This is a genomic window from Pedobacter insulae (assembly GCF_900113525.1).
Taxonomy (GTDB): domain Bacteria; phylum Bacteroidota; class Bacteroidia; order Sphingobacteriales; family Sphingobacteriaceae; genus Pedobacter; species Pedobacter insulae.
This window is the reverse complement of record NZ_FOPP01000012.1, coordinates 1-21,772: the sequence shown is the minus strand read 5'-3', so window position 1 is coordinate 21,772 and position 21,772 is coordinate 1. Positions and strand designations below refer to the sequence as shown.

Below are 21,772 nucleotides of genomic sequence, written 5' to 3'. Positions count from 1 at the left end.
ATGAAAATAATACAACACGTACATTCAGAAGACTTTAAATCCTATCAGACTGATAAAATCAGAGATCGTTTCTTATTGGACGGTCTTAAAGAGCCTAACAAAGCGAATTTTGTATATGCACACTATGATCGGATGGTAACTGGACTAATTACACCTACAAACACCGAAGTCACTTTAGATACTTACGATATTTTACGTGCCGATTTCTTTTTGGAAAGGAGAGAAATGGGGGTGATTAACGTGGGTGGTGAAGGTACTATTATTGCCGATGGAGCAAGCTACGATTTAGCCAAACTCGATTGTTTATATTTGGGAAAAGGGGTAAAAGACGTAAAGTTCAGTAGCAAAGATGCGCAGCATCCAGCTGTTTTCTATGCTTTGTCGGCCCCCGCTCATCAAACATATCCCACTACATTTTTAAAAAATAGCGATGCATTTTCAGCGCAATTAGGAAGTGTTGAAACAGCGAATGAACGTAAAATTGCCCGTTATATCCATAAAGACGGAATTCAAAGTTGCCAGTTGGTGATGGGCTTAACAATTCTTTCACCTGGTAGCGTTTGGAATACGATTCCGCCGCACACGCACGACCGTAGAATGGAAGTTTATTTCTACTTCGATGTAGATGAAGAACACCGCGTTTTCCATTATATGGGAGAACCACAAGAAACCAGACATATCCTTGTAGCCAACCATGAAGCGGTTTTATCGCCAACATGGAGTATCCATGCCGGCAGTGGAACCAAAAATTATAGTTTCATCTGGGGTATGGCAGGTGAAAATTTAGACTATGCCGATATGGATACATTTGGCGTAAAAGAACTTAAATAATGGAACAATCATTTTCTTTAGAAGGTAAAGTAATCGTAGTAACCGGTGGAACGGGAATCTTGGGCAATTCATTTGTAAATGCCATTGTAGAAGCCGGAGGCGCCGTTGGTATCCTAGGTAGAAATGCAGAAATCGCCAACCAACGAGCAGATACTATAAACAAAAATGGAGGTAGAGCTATTGCTTTAGTTGCCGATGCAATGGACGAGGCGCAACTCATCGCTGCCAGAGCAAAAATCATCGACGCTTTCGGTAAAATAGATGGTTTGGTAAATGCTGCTGGCGGAAATATGCCAGATGGGGTGCTACAACCAGAAGAAAGCATTTTTGCAATGAAAATGGATGGTATGAAAAAAGTGCTCGACCTTAATTTGTGGGGAACACTCATTCCTACCCAGATATTCGGCGAAGCCATAGCGCAGACAGGCAGAGGGAGTATCGTGAACATCTCCTCCATGAATTCGAAAAAGGCGGTAACCAAAGTATTGGGATATAATATGGGTAAAGCTGCAGTAGATTGCTATACGCAATGGTTTGCCGTTGAATTGGCTAATCGCTACGGAGATAAAATCAGGATGAATGCCCTGGCACCAGGATTTTTCTTAACAGAACAAAATCGTAACCTTTTAACAACACCTGATGGTGGATTTACCCCAAGAGGGCAATCGGTTATCAAACAAACACCATTCAAGCGTTTTGGAGATCCCGATGAATTAAAGGGAGCCTTAGTTTGGCTGTTGAGCGATGCTTCCCAATTTGTAACAGGGGCCATGATTTGCGTAGACGGAGGCTTCTCTATTTTTAGTGGAGTTTAAATAACTAGCTAATTCACCAATTAGCCAATTAGCTAATTAAAAATATTAACAAGTGAAACAATTTCTAGACGAGAACTTTTTATTGCAAACGGAAACGGCAAAAACGCTGTATCATGAATTTGCAAAGCAAATGCCGATAATTGATTATCATAATCACTTATTGCCCGACCAAATTGCTGCTGATAAAAACTTTGAAAATATTACCCAGGTATGGCTGTATGGCGATCATTATAAATGGAGAGCGATGCGTGCCAATGGTGTGGATGAGTATTATATCACCGGCGCAGCGTCTGATTGGGAGAAATTTGAGAAATGGGCAGAGACCGTTCCCTATACTTTAAGAAATCCGCTTTATCATTGGACACATTTAGAATTACAACGCTATTTCGATATACACGAAGTATTATCTTCCGCCAATGCGAAAAAGATCTATGATGAATGTAATGCTAAGTTGCAAACACCAGTGTACAGTGTACAGGGACTGCTGCGTAAAATGAACGTTAAAACGTTATGTACCACCGATGATCCTTTGGATAATCTAACGCACCACGAACAAATAAAAAATAGTGGAATCCCATTGCGGGTTTTGCCAGCGTTCAGGCCAGATAAGGCAATGAATGCAGATGATGTGGAAAGCTTAAATGGCTATATCGATAAATTAGCCGATATAACAGGTTCAGCAATCGCAGATTATGATACTTATTTAACTGCTTTGAAATCCCGCCATACTTATTTTGCCGATCATGGTGCTACCGTTTCCGATCACGGTTTAGAACAGATTTACGCAGAAGATTATACAGTAGAAGAAGTAAAAGCAATCTTCTTAAAGATTAGAAAGAACCAAACAGTTTCTTTAACAGAAAATTTGAAGTTCAAATCGGCCATGCTTTTTGAATTTGCTTTATGGAACCATGAAAAAGGTTGGGTACAACAGTTTCATTTAGGCGCATTGCGTAATAATAACACCCGCCTATTGTCGTCGCTAGGACCAGATACGGGATTTGATTCAATCGGTGATTTCCCGCAAGGCAAACAATTAGCCAAGTTTTTAAATAAGCTTGATCTGGAAAATAAATTAACAAAAACCATTTTATATAACTTAAACCCGGCCGACAATGAATTAATGGCCACCATGATCGGTAATTACCAGGATGGAACAGTTGCAGGTAAAGTGCAATGGGGATCAGGATGGTGGTTTTTAGATCAAAAAGATGGGATGATCAAACAGCTCAACACCTTATCAAATATGGGCTTGTTAAGCCAGTTCGTTGGGATGTTGACCGATTCTAGAAGCTTCCTTTCCTTTCCGCGCCACGAATATTTTAGAAGAATATTATGCGATTTATTTGGTACAGACGTAGAAAATGGAGAACTTCCCAATGATAAAGAATGGTTGGGTAAAATAATCCAGGACATTTGTTATCACAACGCTAAAACCTATTTTAATTTCTAGTATGGGTAAAGTCTTAAGTTTCGGTGAACTTTTATTGCGTATTTGTCCGGATGGAGATGGCGAATGGCTTGCGACCAATAAATTACCTTTTTACGTGGGTGGTGCCGAGTTAAATGTGGCAACAGCGCTAGCTCTGTGGAATATTCCATCTGCCTATTTCACCGCCTTACCAGTAAATTTTATGGCCGATCAACTGATTGGTTACCTAAATAATTGTAAGATCGATACGGCTTCCATTTATCACGGGGGCGATCGGATTGGTTTATATTATTTACCCAAAGGAAAAGACTTGAAAAATGCTGGAGTGATTTATGATCGTGCAAACTCTGCTTTTTCAGCCCTTAAAACAAATACGATCGATTGGGATAAGGTGTTGGAAGATGTGGAATGGTTTCACTTTAGTGCCATATGCCCGGCCTTGAGCCAAGATGCAGCAGATGTTTGCTTGGAAGCTGTTAAAGCGGCAAGTGAAAGAGGAATTACCGTGTCTGTCGACTTAAATTACCGTGCAAAACTATGGCAATATGGCAAGCAACCAGTAGAGGTTATTCCTCAATTAGCCAAATATTGCGATTTGATCATGGGTAATATCTGGGCTGCAGAAAAGATGCTCGGCATTAGCTTAGCAGCATTTGCGAATGAAACAGAAGATAAAAATATTTATCTCGAACAAGCTAAAATTACTTCAGCGGAAATTTGTGAGCAATATCCTAAATGTAAATGGGTTGCAAATACCTTCCGTTTTGATTACCAGCAGGGCATAAAATATTATACGACACTTTACACGGATAATGAACTCCTCGTTTCGAAAGAATATTGCTCGGAGCATATTTTAGATAAAGTGGGTAGCGGAGACTGCTTTATGGCAGGCTTAATTTATGGTTTTTATCAACAGCTTAACCCGTTAACAACCTTGAACTTTGCAACAGCAGCAGCATTTAACAAACTATTTATTCCGAGCGACTGTACAACGGCCACTATAGCAGATGTACAAAAAACTTTAGCAGCACATGATTAAAAATAAAGAGACAGCCATCACAGCCATTCAGGAACAAGGTTTATTGCCTTTGTTTTATCATGAAGATCCCGAATTAAGTTTAGAGATTGTTCGCACCTTATACAAAGGCGGTGTTCGCGTTTTCGAATATACTAATAGGGGTAAAGCAGCATTAGCTAATTTTAAATTCCTAAAAGAAGCATTAAAAACAGAGATGCAAGATTTGTTTTTGGGAATTGGAACCATTAAAAATACCGAAGAACTTAACGATTTTTTGGCAGCGGGTGCAGATTTTATTGTTTGCCCGGTAGTAGACCTGGAAGTGGGGAAATTAACCCACGAAGCGGGATTGTTATGGATCCCAGGGTGTATGACACCGACGGAAATTAATTTAGCCCATCAATATGGAGCCGGGATTATCAAGCTGTTCCCCGCTAATATGTTGGGACCAGCTTACTTATCGTCCATAAAAGAGCTTTTCCAAGGTCAGCTATTTGTGCCTACAGGAGGAGTGGAAATTGAGGCGGCTAACATAGAAACCTGGTTTAAAGCAGGTGTTTGTGCAGTCGGACTAGGAAGTAAATTAGTGAGCAAAGAAATATTAGCCAATAAAGATTACCCCGAATTGCTTGCACGAACCACGGAAGCATTGACAATTATTAAAAAAGTTAAACCTTTAACCAGTTAACAACAACCAAATAACCAAAAACTAAAAATATGAACCAAGCCAAAATTGGAAATTATAGATGGACCATTTGCGCCCTCCTGTTTTTTGCCACAACCGTAAACTATTTAGATAGACAAGTTTTAAGTCTATTGAAACCTTTATTAGAAGAACAATTCGGATGGTCGAATAGCGATTACGCTGATATTGCAGCCGTTTTTCAATTCACCTACGCGATTGCGATGCTGTTTGCTGGCCGCTTTGTAGATAAGCTGGGAACAAAATGGGGATATGGAATTGCCATTGTAATATGGTCTATCGGTGCAATTATTCATGCCTATTCCATTTCAATTGGTACCGGTATTGCAGCTGTTTTAACCACTTTCGGACTTGCAGCCTTACCTGTTTCTATCTTGGGCTTTATGTTTTCAAGGGCAGTGTTGGCCATTGGAGAGGCAGGGAATTTTCCTGCGGCTATTAAGGCAACTGCAGAATACCATCCCAAGAAGGAACGCTCATTAGCCACGGGTATTTTCAATTCTGGAGCAAACGTTGGAGCAGTTTTAGCACCACTCTGCGTGCCATGGATTGCTGAACATTGGGGCTGGGAAAGAGCGTTTGAATTAGTTGGAGCAATTGGATTTTTATGGTTGTTCTTTTGGTTGTATTTTTACGATTCGCCAGAGAAACAAAAACGATTATCGGCAGGTGAGCTTGCATACATCAACAGCGATGAGGACGAAGTTGCTGATAAAGCCAATGTAGATAAAGTATCATGGTTTAAATTATTAACCTATCGACAAACTTGGGCTTTCACTTTTGGTAAGTTCATGACGGACGGGGTATGGTGGTTTTTCCTCTTTTGGTTACCAGGTTATCTAAAAGACCAGTATAATATGACCGGGTCGGATATTGTGCTTCCATTGGCGTTACTTTATAGTATGACCATGATTGGAAGTATTGGCGGTGGCTGGTTCCCTAAGTACTTTATCAACAAGGGCTATACCGTATATGAGGGTAGGATGAGGGCTATGTTTGCCATTGCATTGTTCCCATTGGTAGTTTTATTAGCCCAGCCTTTTGGTCACTATTCTTTTTGGGTACCTGTTATTTTAATTGGTATCGGTACCTCCGCTCACCAGGCATGGTCGGCCAATATTTTTACAACCGTTTCTGATATGTTCCCGAAAAGAGCAATTGGTTCTGTAGTAGGAATAGGTGGTATGGCAGGTGGAATTGGTGGAGTACTGGTTACTAAGGTAGGCGGTTGGATATTTGATAGCTATGCAAATAAGGGAATTTCAGAATCTTTTGCAAAGTTCAATGAAATGGGCAACAGCGCTTTTGTGAACCAAATTACCTCGATGGATTTGGCCAGTAAATATGGCGACAAAGTGAATTTAGATATCATGGCCTTAAGCAAGGTGCCTGTTGAGGTGGCCGATAAACTGAAGGCAGTAGATGCGACACTTTTCTCACAACTCTTAGAAATTCAAAAACCATTGGTACAGTCGAACATGACCGTTGCGTATACCATTATGTTCGCCTTTTGCGCAGTGGCGTATTTAATTGCTTGGGGAGTAATGAAGTCACTAGTTCCAAAATATAAAAAGATTACAGATTTATAAACTATGAGTTTTCAAGACGAATTAAATGAACTCTTTTTAACGGAAGAGCAGATTCCTACTGACTTTAAATTAGTAGAAGAAGTAAACCAAAGAGCCTATTTATCAAACGGTGAAATGCTCCCTTGGAATGGTGACGTGCATACGGTACTCTCTCCAATTTGTATAAAAACAGCTAATGGTTTACAGCGCAAGGTGATCGGCACCTACCCACTGTGTGATAAAGAAGAGGCAAATGCAGCACTTGATGCAGCAGTTAATGCCTACGATAATGGAAGAGGAGAATGGCCCACAATGAGCGTTGCGCAACGCATTGAGCGAGTAGAAAAGTTTACCCATGAAATTATCGAGAAAAAGCAAGAAGTTGTCAAACTGATCATGTGGGAAATTGGTAAAACCTTTGCCGACTCGACCAAAGAATTTGATCGTACCATAGAATATATCCAAGCAACCATAGACGCCTTAAAAGATCTGGATCGTCAATCCGCTGGTTTCACCATCGAACAGGGAATTATCGCGCAGATTCGTCGCTCTCCGTTGGGTGTGGTCTTGTGTATGGGACCGTTTAATTATCCGTTAAATGAGACTTTTACTACTTTAATTCCTGCATTGATTATGGGCAATACCATTTTGTTTAAACCACCTAAGCATGGTACCTTGTTGTTTTATCCATTATTAGCAGCTTTTAAGAACTGCTTTCCAAAAGGCGTGGTCAATACCATTTATGGGAGGGGGAATAAAATTATCCCTGGGTTAATGGAGTCTGGAAAAATTAACGTGCTAACTTTAATTGGGTCAAGCAAAGTGGCTAATGAGTTAAAGAAAATGCACCCTAAGGTAAATCGCTTACGTGCTATTTTGGGTTTAGACGCCAAAAATGCCGCTATTATTACCGCTAAAGCCGATTTAAAATTAGCTGTACAGGAAACAGTGTTAGGCTCGTTATCCTTTAATGGTCAGCGTTGTACCGCGCTAAAAATTATTTTTGTTCACCGTAGTTTGGCCGATGAGTTTTTGGCGCAGTTGTCTGAAGCTGTTAGCAAGCTAAAATTTGGAATGCCTTGGGTAAATGGAGTTGCTTTAACACCCTTACCTGAACCCCATAAGCCTGCTTATTTAAAAGAATGTTTGGAGGATGCTATTGCCAAGGGAGCAAAAATTGTGAATGAAAACGGTGGTGCTACAAACGAATCATTTGTTTTTCCGGCAATTGTCTATCCGGTTAATGCACAAATGAAGCTTTATACAGAAGAGCAATTCGGTCCGGTAGTGCCTGTGGTGCCTTTTGATGATTTGGAGGAAACGATAACCTATTTAATCGAATCCACTCACGGACAACAAGTAAGCATCTTTAGCAATGACGAAGACGAGATCGCATCCTTAATAGATCCCTTGGTTAATCAGGTTAGTCGTGTAAATATCAATTGTCAGTGCCAGCGCGGCCCGGATGTGTTCCCATTTACCGGAAGGAAAGATAGCGCTGAAGGAACATTGTCTGTAGTAGATGCATTGCGCTCCTTTTCCATACGCTCTTTAGTTGCCACTAAGCTAAATGATAGCAATAAGCATCTTTTGAATGAAATAATTGATAGCCATAGTTCAAATTTTTTAAGTACTAAGTACCTATTTTAATACGCATTAAGCCAAATGAAACAATATTATATCAACGATTAAAAAAAAGTATGTTTAAACTTTCTTTTTTTTATAAAAAAGGGTATATTTGAGCTTACCCTTTCGGGGGTATGTTTTTCATAGGTAGATGTAGGGTCAGAAACATTGTTTCTGGCCCTTTTTTTTGACAGCATCTTCCGATTTCTTTCGACTTCGTAAGTCGATTCCCGCAACTTTGTGCTCGAAACCCGCAAGTCGACTTACGAAGTCGGCGTTTTATACCCGACTTCGTAAGTCGATGCGTATATTTGTAAACATCATGCAGAAAAAGAAAAAAATTATCGTCGCTATTACTGGCGCAAGTGGGGCTATTTATGCCAAGCTTGTGTTAGATAACCTGTTAAAACTCTCCGCGCAAATTGATAAAGTTGGTGTGGTAATGTCCGACAATGCCAAGGAAGTGTGGCGGTGCGAGCTTGGTAATGACGATTATGATCGTTATCCTTTTACTTTTTATGCTAAAATGGACTTCAATGCCCCTTTTGCTTCTGGCTCTGCTAAATTTGATACTATGATCATCGTTCCCTGCTCTATGGGAACACTCGGACGGATTGCAAATGGTATTTCAAACGATCTTATTTCCCGCGCAGCCGATGTAATTTTGAAAGAACGAAGAAAATTAATTGCCGTGGTAAGAGATACGCCATTTAACCTCATCCATATCAATAATATGAAAACCGTTACCGAAGCTGGGGGAATCATTTGTCCGGCGAGCCCATCTTTTTACAGCATTCCAAAAACCATTGAAGCGGTAGCGCAGACGGTGGTAAGTCGAATAATTGATCTGGCAGGGTTAGAAGATGAAAGTTACCGGTGGAATGAAGATTAGTTAGTTCAATTTTCTTATCTTTGCGACTTCATGAAGAAAGTTGCATTTTATACGCTTGGCTGTAAGCTGAATTTTTCTGAAACTTCCACTATTGGTCGTCTTTTTACAGATGCCGGTTATGCCGTTGTAGAATTTACCGACGCTGCTGATGTGTATGTGATCAATACCTGTTCGGTGACCGAGCATGCTGATAAAAAATGTCGGAAGGTCGTTAAAGAAGCATTAAAATACTCACCCAATGCCTATGTAACTATTGTTGGGTGTTATGCCCAATTAAAACCCACTGAGATAGCCGAAATAGAAGGCGTTGACATGGTTTTAGGTGCGGCTGAAAAATTCAGAATTGTAGAATTTATCTCTGATCTAACCAAGAATCCAAAAGCAGTCGTTCATCAACAACATATCGAAAAGGTTAACCATAATTTTATTGCCGCTTATTCCATCGGCGATAGAACACGTACTTTTTTAAAGGTACAGGATGGTTGTGATTATCCTTGTACCTATTGTACCATTCCCTTGGCCAGAGGTGGCAGTAGAAGTGATACCATTGAGAATGTGGTGAACCGTGCAACGCAAATCGCGGCCAGTGGCGTAAAAGAGATTGTGCTTACCGGTGTAAATTTGGGCGATTTCGGTATACGCGATGGCAAGCGGCAAGATAAGTTTTTTGATCTTGTAAAGGCTTTAGATGAAGTTGAAGGAATTGAACGGATCCGTATTTCCTCTATCGAACCGAACTTATTAAGTAACGAAATTATTGAGTTTGTAGCTAGCTCCAAAAGATTTGTCCCGCACTTTCATATTCCACTCCAATCGGGTTCAGACAAGATTTTGGGTTTAATGAAAAGACGTTATCAGCGAAATCTATACACCGAACGCGTTGCAAAAATAAAGGCTGTGATGCCAAACTGTTGTATCGGGGTTGATGTCATAGTCGGTTTCCCGGGAGAGACGCATGATGACTTTTTAGATACCTATAAATTTTTAAATGAGTTGGATATCTCCTATCTGCATGTTTTCACTTATTCGGAAAGAGAACAAACCGAAGCGGCAACCATGACGGGCAAGGTAACCGGTAGTACCAGATTTGATCGCAATAAGATGCTGCATATTCTTTCTGATAAAAAAAGAAGGGCGTTTTACGAGTCTCAGATCGGAAGTGAGGCACAGGTACTTTTTGAAGATGATCAAAAAAATGGTTTTATGCATGGTTTTACCAAGAACTATGTAAAAGTTAAAGCAAAATACGATCCTGTTATGGTAAATGAGCTTAAGAATGTTAAATTAACAGCACTTTTGCCCGATGGAGAGGTAGAGGTAATGGAATTAGATGCGGTATACGTTCACTAAAACTGAAAACTCTTTCCTATCTTCGCTTATAAAATTATACTATGTTCCCAACCGTTTCGCACTTTCTAAACTATCTCTTCGGTATCGATCTGCCTTTACCCTTTAATACTTTCGGTGTTTTCGTTGCGCTCGCTTTTGTGGCGGGATACTGGGCCTTTTCTCAGGAAGCAAAAAGAAAAGAAGCCTTGGGAATTATCAAACCGACTACGAGGAAGGTAGTTATCGGAGAACCTGCAAGTATGCTAAGTTTAGCAACAAATGCATTTTTCGGCTTTTTGGTAGGTTATAAATTAATATACGCCCTCCTAAATTATAAACTTTTTGTAAGCGATTCTCAAACGGTTTTACTCTCTGGGAAAGGCAATTTATTAGGCGGATTAGCTTTAGCGGCTCTGTTCGCCTATTGGGAATATAAAGAAAAAGAGAAAACAAAATTACCTAAACCAAAAACAATAGCGGTAACCGTTCGTCCGCACGAGTTAATGAGCACCCTCATTGTTTGGGCAGCGGTTTGGGGTTTTTTAGGCGCTAAGATATTCGATAACTTAGAACATTGGGACACCTTTATACAGGATCCAATTGGTGGTTTACTATCTTTCAGTGGTTTAACATTTTATGGAGGCTTAATTTGCGGTGGTGCTGCGGTACTCTATATCGCCCGTAAAAATGGCATAAAGCCCTTGAATATGCTAGATATTGGCGGGCCAGGGATGATGCTGGCTTACAGTGTAGGCAGAATCGGTTGTCATTTATCGGGTGATGGAGATTGGGGTATTGTAAACTTAAACCCTAAGCCGTTCAGCTGGTTGCCAGACTGGCTTTGGGCATATACATATCCAAACAACGTAGCGAATGAGGGCGTGCCTATTGCGAACTGTGTTGGTAAATTTTGCAATGTATTACCGCAACCAGTGTATCCTACGCCGATATATGAAGTTATTGCCGCTTTCCTGATATTTTTAGTCCTTTGGAAGATTCGCCACCGTATTAAGTTGCCTGGAATGATGTTTGGTATTTATTTAATGTTTAATGGATTAGAACGTTTCTTTGTGGAATTAATTCGGGTTAACTCAAAATATACTGTTGCAGGCATTTCTTTTACCCAAGCTGAATTAATTTCTAGTTTATTGTTTATCTGCGGGCTAATACTTGTTATTTTTTCAATTAAGAACAAAGAGAAGCTCACTAATTATTAATAGGTATGATAAATTATGAATTATTATGCTCAAAAGTAATTGCTATTGCGCGCTTAACGGGTAACTTCATTCGTAAAGAAGCAATGGCTTTTGATACCAGTTCTATTGAATATAAGGGCTTAAATGACTTGGTTTCTTATGTAGATAAGCAGGCAGAAAAGCAGCTTGTTAGGAATTTAAAGAAGATACTACCCGACGCAGGATTTATTACCGAGGAAGAAACGATTAATGTGATTGGTAAACCTTTTACTTGGATTATCGACCCACTCGATGGTACCACTAATTTTATCCACGGTATTCCCACTTATTCCATCAGTATTGCTTTATATGAGGGCGACAGGCCCGTGATTGGGGTGGTTTATGAGATAAATAGAGGGGAGATGTTTTCGACTTATCAAGGAGGGGCAGCCTATCTTAATAATAAAGAAATCCGGGTTTCGACTAACGAAAATCTTGCGCAAAGTCTTTTAGCGACAGGCTTTCCTTATTATCAATTCGACAAGCAGCCACAGTACATACAACTATTTACGGATATGATGCAGAAGTGTCACGGTCTGAGAAGAATAGGTTCTGCGGCGGTGGATTTGGCCTATGTTGCCTGCGGCCGGTTTGACGGCTATTTTGAATATAACTTAAACTCCTATGACGTTGCAGCGGGTGCATACCTTGTGCAACAAGCGGGTGGAACCGTTTTGAATTTCGCTGGGGGTGAAAATTTCTTAGAAACCAGAGAAATATTGGCAACCAATGCTAAGGTCACAGGAGAGATCTTAGAAACGATTAAGAAATATTTTTAACTGCCAATAATCGCCGCATAACGCTTCGTTATTTTCCTAGCCGCTTTGACAAAGAGAATCAAAGGCACAAACCCTCCAATCACGCTAATCGTCCTTCCAAAGATTCCGGTAATGCCCACTTTCTCGCAAAAGGCTGTCAAAACGGTCCACGTAGGGTTTGCGCAAATAATACCCGCCCCAATGGCAAACAAAATTGCGATGATCGAATAAATGTCAACTTTGGCTTTGTGCTTTTCTGCTATGTCAAGCAAGCGAAGGTCGTCAGAGAGGAGTTCATCTACGGTCGTTTGTAATGCAGCGGCCGAGGCTTTTACGATTTCTGCATTGGGAATTAGCGGACTATTTTCCATCTTCGAGTAGGTAGATTGGTTCATTCCTATTTTTGATGCCACATAATTTTGGCTCACTTCTTTCATGTTGCGAATTCTCCGTAAGTTCTCGCCAAAGTTTATTTCTTTCATATTTTTAGTTAAGCTTATGTAATTTAAGGAAAAATCTCTAGCTATTAGTAAGATTGTTTTATTTCGGGTCATTTTGCTTGATTGGGTCCTAGATCTTCGAATTCTTTATTTGCTATTTTATTAGTTATTATTGGCGAGAAAAATTAATATTCCCTTAAATAGATCAACCAATGCTAGGCTATCAGAACATCATGGATCAAGAGCTGGCAGTATTACTGCGGTCGGGAGATGATGCGGCCTTTAGGGAGATTTATCTTCGATATGATAAGTTGCTGTACCTGTACGCCTATAAAAAACTGCGCAACCGTGAGGAAGCAATGGATGTGGTTCAAGATGTGTTTGCATGGCTACTGAACAATCGGGATACTTTTGTCCTGAAAACCACACTTTCTGGTTATTTGTACAAATCGGTTCTAAATAGGGTGTTCGATATCTACCGACATCGGGACATAATCCGTCAGTATGTAGATAGCGGCGATTATCACATTGAGGTAGATTCCAACCAAACAGACTATCTGATTCGCGAAAAGGATATTGCAGAGTTAATAAAGCGGGAGATTGCTGGCATGCCTGCCCGAATGCGGGAGATTTATGAATTGAAGCGGATGCAGTATCTGACAACCAAACAGATCGCAGCACAATTAGAACTTTCAGAACATACCGTTTCAACCCAGCTCAAGCGGGCAATGAAGCACTTGAAAACCAGACTTGGAATAGTTGTTTTCATTCTCTTTGTATTGAATCGGTAAAATTATGTAATTCTATATCAGTATTTTGCATTATTTTACTGCAAAATAATTAACTATCTATTTTTTATTGTACCCAGTTTGCTTTTCACAAACGTCTTTGTTGTTGAATTCACCAAACAACCGATGAAAAAGCAAGATATTAGATCCATTTTGGAGCGTGTGAGTACAGGACAGGGGAATGCCGATGATGAGGCTGTGGCTAAATATTGGCTACATCAGCTCCACCAGGATGATGATGCCGGGCATATGGCGGAAGAACTTGAGGAAATCAGCACGCAGATGTGGGAAAGCATCGTGCCTCCAAAAATTGAACGTAGGACTGCAAAACTGTGGCCTAGATGGGCAGCTGCGGCAGCTGTGGTTATTGCCGTAATTTCAGGGGGATATTTTTACTATCGATCGCAAACAAGCGATACAAAATCAGTAGCTGTTTACGCCAATGATATTGCTCCAGGAAAAAATGGTGCCACGTTAACGTTGGCAAATGGTCAAAAAATATACGTTTCTGATGAAAAGGCAGGAAAGCTTGCCGAGGAATCAGGTGTGAGTATTTCCAAAACAGCCGACGGACAAATCATCTATGAGATTGCTTCGTCGCCTTTGTCGCCTCGCAATGATGCAGTCCAATATAACACCTTGTCAACTACACGGGGGGAACAGTTTCAGGTGCGTTTGCCTGATGGTACCCTCGTGTTTTTAAATGCAGAATCCTCTTTAAAATATCCTACCAGTTTTGCCAAGCTTGATCAAAGGCAGGTTACTTTAACAGGTGAAGGATATTTTGAAGTAGCTAAGGATAAAGCCCATCCTTTCATTGTGAAAACAACTGCTCAGGAAGTAGAGGTATTAGGTACTCATTTTAACGTGAATGCGTACATAAACGAACCCTCAATCAAAACCACTTTAGTAGAAGGAAGCGTAAGACTAAGAACTGTCAATAATCAACAAGTTATATTAAAGCCAAATGAACAGGGGACTGTAGTGTCCAATGATCTCAAGGTCAGTAAAATTGATATCGAGCCCGTTATTGCCTGGAAAAACAATAAATTCTTTTTTGAGGAAGTTGATATTACCTACATCATGCGAATGGTTTCCCGATGGTATGATGTGGAGGTTGAATATCAAGGAGAAATTCCCAAAAGCAAGTTCGCTGGATCAGTATCCAGATATGAAAATATATCAGAAGTTCTTAAGCCTTTGGAATCAACCGGAAAGGTAAACTTCAAAATACAAGGAAGGAGGATTGTGGTGACTAAATAGCTATACTAAACTAAGAGGCGAAAAAACCCGGGAATGCACTAACACTCCCGGAAAAGTTTGATATCGTCATTGAATTAATCAACAATTAACTAGCAGTTGCCAAAGAGTTGAGATCCTAGCGGCTCCTGTTAAAAACCAAACTAAACACTAATGTACAATTTTAATACCAGTTTTATCCATAAAATTTGGCTAATTATGCGACTAACCACCGTTATATTAATGGCTGTTATTATGCAGGTAAGCGCTTCGGGTTTTGCGCAAAAGATTAGCCTGCATAAAGCAAATGTACCCTTAAAGGTAATTTTAAAAGAAATTCGTTTACAAAGCGGATATGATTTTGTGTACGATGTCGCAATCTTAAAAAATGCAAACCCTGTTACCATCAATGTTAAAGAGGTAAGCATCACTGAGGCACTGGACGAGATTTTCAATAGCCGGTCGCTAACCTATGTAATTAATAAAAAAACGGTCACAGTAAGGGAGAAAGAGCGATCATTTTTCGAAAACCTGTTGAGCAGAATCCAGGCAATTGATGTAAAGGGGAAGGTTACCGATTCTCTGGGTACACCTTTGGCAGGTGCTTCTATACGTGTGTTAGATGCTGCTGGAAAGCGGCTTGGTGGACAAGCGCAAACGGGAAGTGATGGTGAATTTTCGCTAAAGAATATTCCAGAGGATGCCATGCTAGAGGTTTCCTATATCGGCTACCTTACACGTAAGATACCAGTGAAAGAGGATATAGGAATCGTGGTTCTGAAGGTAAATCCGGGCAAACTTGCGGAGGTTGAGGTTACTTATAATACGGGATATCAGGAACTGCCTAAAGAGAGAGCGACAGGTTCGTTTGTAGGAATCAATCAGGAATTAATAGATCGACGTGTTTCAACAAATATAATAGACCGACTTCAAGATGTAACTCCTGGTTTAATTTTTAACCGTGATCTTTCTAGTTTCGCTAACCCCAATGGCGAGAGTATGTCCATTCGTGGAACCGCTACATTGATCTCATCCAGTCAACCCCTAATCGTAGTGGATAATCTAGCCTACGACGGGACACTTTCTAGTATTAACCCCAATGATGTTGAAAGCATAACGGTGTTAAAAGATGCCGCTGCAGCTTCAATTTGGGGTGCGAGAGCAGGAAATGGGGTTGTCGTAATTACAACCAAAAAGGGAAAATATAATCAAGGTGCTATCGTGAACCTAACGTCTAATATCACGTTAAATCAAAAACCTGATCTTTTTTATTATCCAACGATGTCAATTAACTCTTTAATTGACAAACAGATTGACCTTTATAACAAGGGGTATTTTAATAGCCAGTTAACCAATATTAGAAATCCTCTTGTAAACCCTCTGGCTGAGGCTTATTATGCCTTTAAACAAGGGCGAATCACTCAGCAGGAACTAGACGAAAGGATTTTGACTTTCCGAAATTCAGATTTACGACTGGATAGAGAAAAGTATTTGACACGTTCCTCGATGAACCAGCAATATGCGCTCAATGTAGTCGGAGGTACTCAGAAATACTCTTATCAAGTAAGTGCTGGTTGGGATAAAAATCAAGGGTCTCAGTTTGCCACAGATAATTCTCGTATTACGATGTCGACCAAACAAAACTGGAAAGTCTTTAATGATAGATTACAATTAGGAATTGGCGCGTATCTGGTTCGGTCTAATAGCTATCAAGCAGCACCCAATGTTTCAAATCTTAGCCCATATGACAGACTAGCAGATGAGTATGGCAACCCTCTTCCCGTATACCGAGACTATAGTGTGAGATTTAAGGAGGGTATGATTGGTAAGGTAGCCTTGGATTGGAATTATGTGCCGCTTGAGGAAATCGGACTCAGCCCCTCTGAATACCGTAGCAATGATTTAAGACTGTTTACCGAAATCAATTATAAATTATTTGATGGACTGGACTTTTCGACAAATTATCAATATTGGACCAATCGTGGAAATGGTTCTGTTCATAATCCAGTAGAATCGTATGAAGCAAGAAATCGAATCAATAGCTTGACCGAAATTTTATCAAATGGGTCATTAGTTCATCATGTGCCGATTGGTGGGATATTGGAACAAAATTTTAGTAACGCACTTAGCCATAATTTAAGGGGTCAGCTAAACTATAAGAGAGATTGGGAAGCTCATAGTTTTAACGTGTTTACTGGCGGAGAAATAAAAGATTATAAGAGCGAAAGCAGTGAGGTGGGGTCCTATGGCTACAACCATGAAAATGGAACATCAGCCCCGGTTGACTATTTAACAAGAAGAATTAATCTAGCAACGGGAAGGGCAACAAATATTCCCTTTTTAGATAAGTTTAATGGAATAAATAATCGATATGTCTCTTACTTCGGGAATTTCGGATACGGTTATAAAGGACGTTATTTACTCAATGCAAGTGCGAGAAGAGATGCTTCAAATTTGTTTGGTGTAAATCCAAACCAAAAAGGAGTACCTCTTTGGTCAGCGGGTTTAGGTTGGATTATGTCTGAAGAGGCATTTCTGACGTCAGATTTCGTGAACCTTATAAAACTAAGACTGAGTTACGGGTATAACGGAAATACGAATCTCAATGCAACCGCCCTGACGACTGCCAGAAGTCAACAAAATTTTTTCACCCAGCTTCCCGTTCTGGGCATACTAACACCACCCAATCCTGAACTCAGATGGGAGCGAATAAAAATAACAAATGCAGGATTGGACTTTGCAATATTGAAGTCGAGAATATTTGGATCTGTAGAATATTATGAAAAGCTGGGATTGGATCTACTAGGCGAGACTCCTATGTTTCCTTCTTCTGGATTTACTAGTGCTACTCTGAATTACGCTTCAACTCATACTAAAGGATGGGACATCGTGCTAAATTCCATCAACAGCAATGGTAAGGTAAGATGGGAAACATCTCTCTTTCTAAGCACCGTAGAGGAGAAAGTAAGGGCGATTAAAAATAATCCAACGGCGACGCAACTGATCAGTTATACACCGGATTTACCCACGCCAGCTATCGGTAAGCCCTTGTTTTCAATTTTTAGTTTCCCATTTGCAGGGCTAGACCCGGGCAATGGGGCTCCCCTAGGCGTAGTGGATGGCAAAGCAAGCAGTGACTATGCGGCTATTTACAATGAAGCCACGCCCGAAAATATTATTTTCCATGGCAGTGGACGGCCAACAAAGTTTGGAGCTATTCGGAATACGGTCAGTTTTAAAGGGTGGAGCCTTTCTGCCAATATTTCGTATAGATTGGGGTATTATTTCAGAAGACCTACCGTAATGTTTGATGAGGTAAACAGGGGGGCATTTAGCCATGCGGATTACGAACGTAGATGGCAAAAACCCGGTGATGAATTGCGAACACAAATTCCGTCTGATCCCGGAGTTGTAGATGCTTATAGAACAGGTTTTTACCTGAGTAGCAATGCAACGGTTGAAAAAGGAGATCATATCCGTTTACAGGATGTGAGGTTATCTTATCAGTTAACACAAAAAGGTGCCAAACGTTCAGTATTCAAATCATTTGAAACATACTGCTATTTCAATAATTTGGGGATTATATGGAAAGCGAGCGATAAGGTAAAAGATCCTGACTATCTGCTAAACCGCTCTGTGTTTTCAGCATCAATCGGCTTGAGGGCTTCATTATAAAAAATTATACTAGAAAATAATATATGAAAAATCAATATTTATTAGTCTTATTGACATTGATAGGATTTCTGATGCAATCTTGCACCGATTACTTAGATGTCAAACCCAATAAAAGTCTAGTTGTACCGTCGTCACTCGACGATTTTCAAGGACTGCTAGATGCAGAACATAGGGGAATGAATTCCTATCCTATTAATGGATCCATAAGCTCCGATGACCACGTATTTGGTGAAGGGTTATTGCAAGGACTCGAGTTTGAGCCTAGCGCGACTTATTTTTGGAAAAAAAATGTAAATAGGCCTGATATTGAGGATGTCAATTGGGATTTTCCATATAGGAAAGTGTTTTATGCAAATGTAGTATTGGATGGACTGAAGAACTATACCACGAAAAATCAATTTGAAGATATTCGTAAAAAGGAACTAGAAGCCTCGGCGAGATTTTACAGAGCAATGGGACATTTTGAAATACTCATGCATTTTGCAGAGCCTTTTGACCCCTCAAAAAATGGCCAGTTGGGAATTCCTGTCCGTTTAACTTCTGATGTGAATGTAAAAATAGTGCGATCTAGTATGGATGACAGTTTTAAACAGATCATCGATGATTTGGAGTATGGTGTCCAATTCCTGTCAAATAAATCAAAGATCCAAACAAGGCCGTCCAAATGGTCCTCTTTGGCTATGCTGGGAAGGGTCTATTTGACCATGCATGATTATAGTAATGCCTATGAGTACTCAAAAAGGACTTTGGAAATTGATAAGACCTTGATGGATTATAAGAGCCTAAATTCAAATCTCCCTTATTCGTTTAAGACCTTTAATTCTGAAGTCATCTTTCATCAAAGGCAGTTTACTTACACTGGAACGTCTGATGCAGAGAATGTGGTAAACCCGGAGCTTGTAAATTTATACGACAATAAGGACCAAAGAATTAAGTATTTCTTCATACCGTCCGGTACAATTGGAAAATTTAATTTTCGGGGCAACTATACGGGAGATTACTACCATTTTGGAGGAATTGCTACCGATGAAGTCGTGCTGAATCTGGCAGAAAGTGCATTTAGGGTTGGAAAAGAAAATGAGGCATTGGAAGCAATTAATTACTTGTTGGAAAATAGAATGGAATCTGGATTTACAAAGATTGTTGGTCTCACTGGATCCAACTTGTTAAAAAAGATAGTATTAGAAAGAAGAAAAGAGTTACTGTATAGAGGTATCCGCTGGCTAGATTTAAAAAGACACAACCTTTATCCCGAACTTGCTGTAACGCTGAGAAGAAATTTCAATATAGCTGACGGCACGCTTGAGCCAGGTAGTTCCCGATATACCTTCATGATTCCCCCAACAGAAATGAATTTGAATCCAATGCAACAAAATGTTAGATAATCTTAATGATATGAAAGCCAAACTAATCTTATTTATATATTTCTTTGTTTCCATAAATTTGGGTACAGGAAGCCAAATTAAAGCGCAGGTTAAAAATAAACAGACTAGCGTGTTTAATGATCAAAAAGCAAAAAAACAAAATACAGCGATCATTTATGGCGAAATCAATAGTCCTGACTCCCTAGGGCCCATTCAATTAGTAATTACGCCATATTATATAGACCCAAATAGTTCCTTCTTAAGAGTTGAAAAGACTATTGATCCAGTACCGGGAGAGTGGTTTGATGGAGTGACGAATCCAAAGGTCAAAAAGTTTTCCACTGAAATACCATTAAGTGATGTCGTTGGATATTTTAGCTTAAAAATTAAAGAACATCCGGTATTGGATAACTACCTCGTCTTGCCAGGCGACAGTCTGAAAATAAGTATAAATATGAGCTTATTGGACGTCTTGTTTGAAGGTAAAAATTCCTCCTTTTATGAGGCTCAATATGCTGTCAACCGAGAGCAACAACGTCAACGTTTTGTATCGCCCCGGATGGTGGTCACATCTAAAAGTGCCAAAATGTTTTCAAGGCCAGAAAGTATAGCTAAAATGGCTGAATTCAAAGATAAGTTTGGCTTTCGCTTAACTGTATTAGAGCCGGGAAAGGAGATTCTGGATTATCATTTAAGCTATCTTGAACATCCAGAGCGCGTTGTAAATTCCCAACTTGAAATTATTGATAGTTTTTCTGAACACCTCAGCTCCGAACAGTGCGATCTGCTTAAAGCTAAGATTTTATGTGACTTCTATGGTGCAGGACTTTCTACCTATCGCAATTTTCACCATGAAACTGTGGAGGGACAATTTAATGCCAATGACCAGGTTCTTTATAGGAATCGTGTTCAGCGTATTATTCGCGATATTGCTGAAAAGGATTTTTTACTTAATACCCAGTTAGTGTCTGCATCTTTTTTAGATATGGCTTTGGAAAGTTGCATTCTTACTGCTATTTGGGAAAACAAGTCGTTTCTTGAAATAGTAAAGCGTGAATACAGAGAGGAAGTTGCCGACCGGTTACGTGCAAGTTATCTATCTAATCATCTACAGCGGCTGCCTAATAAAGAGAACTATATACATAAATTTTTAGCAGCAACGAAAACTTCGCCTTGGAAAGATAGAATTCAAAGTCTCGAAAGATCTAACATCGTAGGTGAAGTTATTCAACAGGTCAATATGGTAGGACTTGATGGTATGAATTATACTAAGAAAAACATCTTAGGTAAACCCACTTTATTATACTTTTATTTCAGTTCATGCCACTTCAGTAAAACTTATTTTCAACAATACCTCTTTCCACTTTATCAGGAGACCAAGGATCTTGGTTATCAATTAATTGCCGTATCTATAGACAAGGACCAGACATTATGGAAATCAAGAATTGATGAATATTCAAATAGCTCAATCCTCAGTCTAAATTTGAGAGACAAGGATAAGGAATTTTGGATCAGTTATTACGAAATTTTTGGCTATCCGAAAACAATGTTTCTTGATGAACATGGTAAAATAATCTCATTTGACATAGGAAGTCAGGCAAATAATTACGAAACCTTTCGTTCTAACTTTCTTGAGTTATATAATAAAGAGATTAAGAATTTACCATCGCCTACTGGTACAAAAAGATGAAAATTTAGGTTAATTAGTTAATTAAATGGAGGTTTACCGGATGGTGACCTCCGTTTGGTGCGCCAGGCATGGGTATGCGCTATAGGGTGAAAGTCCCGAATACGCCTTTACAGTAGGAAGTATTAGCCAAGAGCAAGGGTGTCGTGGGCGACTGCGAATCTGAAGGAAGCTGGCGGCAAAAGTTTGGACCGACGGACAGGAACTGCATACCAAGGCGGTGCCACATGGGCGATGTTGCAAAAGAAACAAAAGCCCCATACTGTACGAAATGTGGATACGTAGATGCAGCGGTTAGATGAACGGAAAGCGAATGATCCTTACCCTGGGAGATCTGTAAGTATGGCTGGTAGAACGGCCAAACCACGGCAG

Annotated in this window: 17 protein-coding genes; 16 read left to right on the top strand and 1 reads right to left on the bottom strand. The window is 39.9% G+C overall.

Annotated features, from left to right (window positions below; translation table 11 throughout):
- From kduI to BM207_RS16805, 11 genes are all read left to right on the top strand, one after another.
- Window positions 1-831, top strand: coding sequence for a 5-dehydro-4-deoxy-D-glucuronate isomerase (gene kduI / locus BM207_RS16855; RefSeq protein ID WP_090997135.1), 831 nt, complete (start codon window positions 1-3; stop codon window positions 829-831).
- Window positions 831-1,646 (top strand): SDR family oxidoreductase, encoded by an 816-nt coding sequence (locus tag BM207_RS16850; RefSeq protein ID WP_090997132.1) that lies wholly within the window; start codon window positions 831-833, stop codon window positions 1,644-1,646. Before kduI ends, BM207_RS16850 begins: the two co-directional genes overlap by 1 nt.
- A 52-nt stretch (window positions 1,647-1,698) precedes the next feature.
- On the top strand, window positions 1,699-3,099 hold the full coding sequence (gene uxaC / locus BM207_RS16845) for a glucuronate isomerase (protein ID WP_090997129.1): 1,401 nt from the start codon (window positions 1,699-1,701) through the stop codon (window positions 3,097-3,099).
- A gap of 1 nt (window position 3,100) precedes the next feature.
- Entirely contained in the window at window positions 3,101-4,117 is a 1,017-nt protein-coding gene (locus BM207_RS16840) for a sugar kinase (RefSeq protein WP_090997127.1), read from the top strand.
- Window positions 4,110-4,784: a bifunctional 4-hydroxy-2-oxoglutarate aldolase/2-dehydro-3-deoxy-phosphogluconate aldolase gene (locus BM207_RS16835; protein ID WP_177217156.1), complete on the top strand. Its 675-nt coding sequence runs from the start codon at window positions 4,110-4,112 to the stop codon at window positions 4,782-4,784. The genes BM207_RS16840 and BM207_RS16835 overlap by 8 nt, the downstream gene beginning before the upstream one ends.
- A gap of 29 nt (window positions 4,785-4,813) precedes the next feature.
- Window positions 4,814-6,388, top strand: a complete 1,575-nt coding sequence (locus tag BM207_RS16830; RefSeq protein ID WP_090997125.1) for an MFS transporter — start codon at window positions 4,814-4,816, stop codon at window positions 6,386-6,388.
- Window positions 6,389-6,391: 3 nt separating this feature from the next.
- Window positions 6,392-8,017, top strand: a complete 1,626-nt coding sequence (locus tag BM207_RS16825) for an NADP-dependent glyceraldehyde-3-phosphate dehydrogenase (protein ID WP_090997122.1) — start codon at window positions 6,392-6,394, stop codon at window positions 8,015-8,017.
- A gap of 298 nt (window positions 8,018-8,315) precedes the next feature.
- Window positions 8,316-8,885, top strand: a complete 570-nt coding sequence (locus BM207_RS16820) for a UbiX family flavin prenyltransferase (RefSeq protein ID WP_090997399.1) — start codon at window positions 8,316-8,318, stop codon at window positions 8,883-8,885.
- A gap of 30 nt (window positions 8,886-8,915) precedes the next feature.
- Complete coding sequence (mtaB, locus tag BM207_RS16815) at window positions 8,916-10,235, top strand: tRNA (N(6)-L-threonylcarbamoyladenosine(37)-C(2))-methylthiotransferase MtaB (protein WP_090997118.1); 1,320 nt, start codon at window positions 8,916-8,918, stop codon at window positions 10,233-10,235.
- Between the two features lie 41 nt (window positions 10,236-10,276).
- Window positions 10,277-11,431 carry a prolipoprotein diacylglyceryl transferase gene (locus BM207_RS16810; protein ID WP_090997115.1) on the top strand — a complete coding sequence of 385 codons (1,155 nt, stop codon included), beginning with the start codon at window positions 10,277-10,279 and terminating at the stop codon, window positions 11,429-11,431.
- Window positions 11,432-11,439: 8 nt separating this feature from the next.
- Complete coding sequence (locus tag BM207_RS16805) at window positions 11,440-12,228, top strand: inositol monophosphatase family protein (protein WP_090997396.1); 789 nt, start codon at window positions 11,440-11,442, stop codon at window positions 12,226-12,228.
- Here BM207_RS16805 and BM207_RS16800 read toward each other — a convergent pair.
- Complete coding sequence (locus BM207_RS16800; protein ID WP_177217154.1) at window positions 12,225-12,689, bottom strand: helix-turn-helix domain-containing protein; 465 nt, start codon at window positions 12,687-12,689, stop codon at window positions 12,225-12,227. The two genes, BM207_RS16805 and BM207_RS16800, sit on opposite strands and share 4 nt — an antisense overlap.
- Window positions 12,690-12,859: 170 nt before the next feature.
- On the opposite strand from BM207_RS16800, the gene BM207_RS16795 reads away from it, so the two are divergent.
- The 5 genes from BM207_RS16795 (at window position 12,860) to BM207_RS16775 (ending at window position 21,403) form a co-directional block, all read left to right on the top strand.
- Complete coding sequence (locus BM207_RS16795; RefSeq protein WP_090997109.1) at window positions 12,860-13,438, top strand: RNA polymerase sigma factor; 579 nt, start codon at window positions 12,860-12,862, stop codon at window positions 13,436-13,438.
- Between the two features lie 123 nt (window positions 13,439-13,561).
- A complete protein-coding gene (locus BM207_RS16790; protein ID WP_090997106.1) occupies window positions 13,562-14,698 on the top strand; it encodes a FecR family protein in 1,137 nt (378 codons plus the stop codon).
- Window positions 14,699-14,848: 150 nt separating this feature from the next.
- Window positions 14,849-18,349: a SusC/RagA family TonB-linked outer membrane protein gene (locus BM207_RS16785; protein WP_090997104.1), complete on the top strand. Its 3,501-nt coding sequence runs from the start codon at window positions 14,849-14,851 to the stop codon at window positions 18,347-18,349.
- A gap of 23 nt (window positions 18,350-18,372) precedes the next feature.
- Entirely contained in the window at window positions 18,373-19,734 is a 1,362-nt protein-coding gene (locus BM207_RS16780) for a RagB/SusD family nutrient uptake outer membrane protein (protein WP_090997101.1), read from the top strand.
- Between the two features lie 10 nt (window positions 19,735-19,744).
- On the top strand, window positions 19,745-21,403 hold the full coding sequence (locus tag BM207_RS16775) for a TlpA family protein disulfide reductase (RefSeq protein WP_177217153.1): 1,659 nt from the start codon (window positions 19,745-19,747) through the stop codon (window positions 21,401-21,403).
- Window positions 21,404-21,772: the final 369 nt, after the last annotated feature.

Coding starts and splice junctions, on each gene's coding strand:
- kduI (WP_090997135.1), top strand. CDS start 1: ATGAAAATAATACAACACGTACATTCAGAAGACTTTAAATCCTATCAG.
- BM207_RS16850 (WP_090997132.1), top strand. CDS start 831: ATGGAACAATCATTTTCTTTAGAAGGTAAAGTAATCGTAGTAACCGGT.
- BM207_RS16840 (WP_090997127.1), top strand. CDS start 3,101: ATGGGTAAAGTCTTAAGTTTCGGTGAACTTTTATTGCGTATTTGTCCG.
- BM207_RS16835 (WP_177217156.1), top strand. CDS start 4,110: ATGATTAAAAATAAAGAGACAGCCATCACAGCCATTCAGGAACAAGGT.
- BM207_RS16830 (WP_090997125.1), top strand. CDS start 4,814: ATGAACCAAGCCAAAATTGGAAATTATAGATGGACCATTTGCGCCCTC.
- BM207_RS16825 (WP_090997122.1), top strand. CDS start 6,392: ATGAGTTTTCAAGACGAATTAAATGAACTCTTTTTAACGGAAGAGCAG.
- BM207_RS16820 (WP_090997399.1), top strand. CDS start 8,316: ATGCAGAAAAAGAAAAAAATTATCGTCGCTATTACTGGCGCAAGTGGG.
- mtaB (WP_090997118.1), top strand. CDS start 8,916: ATGAAGAAAGTTGCATTTTATACGCTTGGCTGTAAGCTGAATTTTTCT.
- BM207_RS16810 (WP_090997115.1), top strand. CDS start 10,277: ATGTTCCCAACCGTTTCGCACTTTCTAAACTATCTCTTCGGTATCGAT.
- BM207_RS16800 (WP_177217154.1), bottom strand. CDS start 12,689: ATGAAAGAAATAAACTTTGGCGAGAACTTACGGAGAATTCGCAACATG.
- BM207_RS16795 (WP_090997109.1), top strand. CDS start 12,860: ATGCTAGGCTATCAGAACATCATGGATCAAGAGCTGGCAGTATTACTG.
- BM207_RS16790 (WP_090997106.1), top strand. CDS start 13,562: ATGAAAAAGCAAGATATTAGATCCATTTTGGAGCGTGTGAGTACAGGA.
- BM207_RS16785 (WP_090997104.1), top strand. CDS start 14,849: ATGTACAATTTTAATACCAGTTTTATCCATAAAATTTGGCTAATTATG.
- BM207_RS16780 (WP_090997101.1), top strand. CDS start 18,373: ATGAAAAATCAATATTTATTAGTCTTATTGACATTGATAGGATTTCTG.
- BM207_RS16775 (WP_177217153.1), top strand. CDS start 19,745: ATGAAAGCCAAACTAATCTTATTTATATATTTCTTTGTTTCCATAAAT.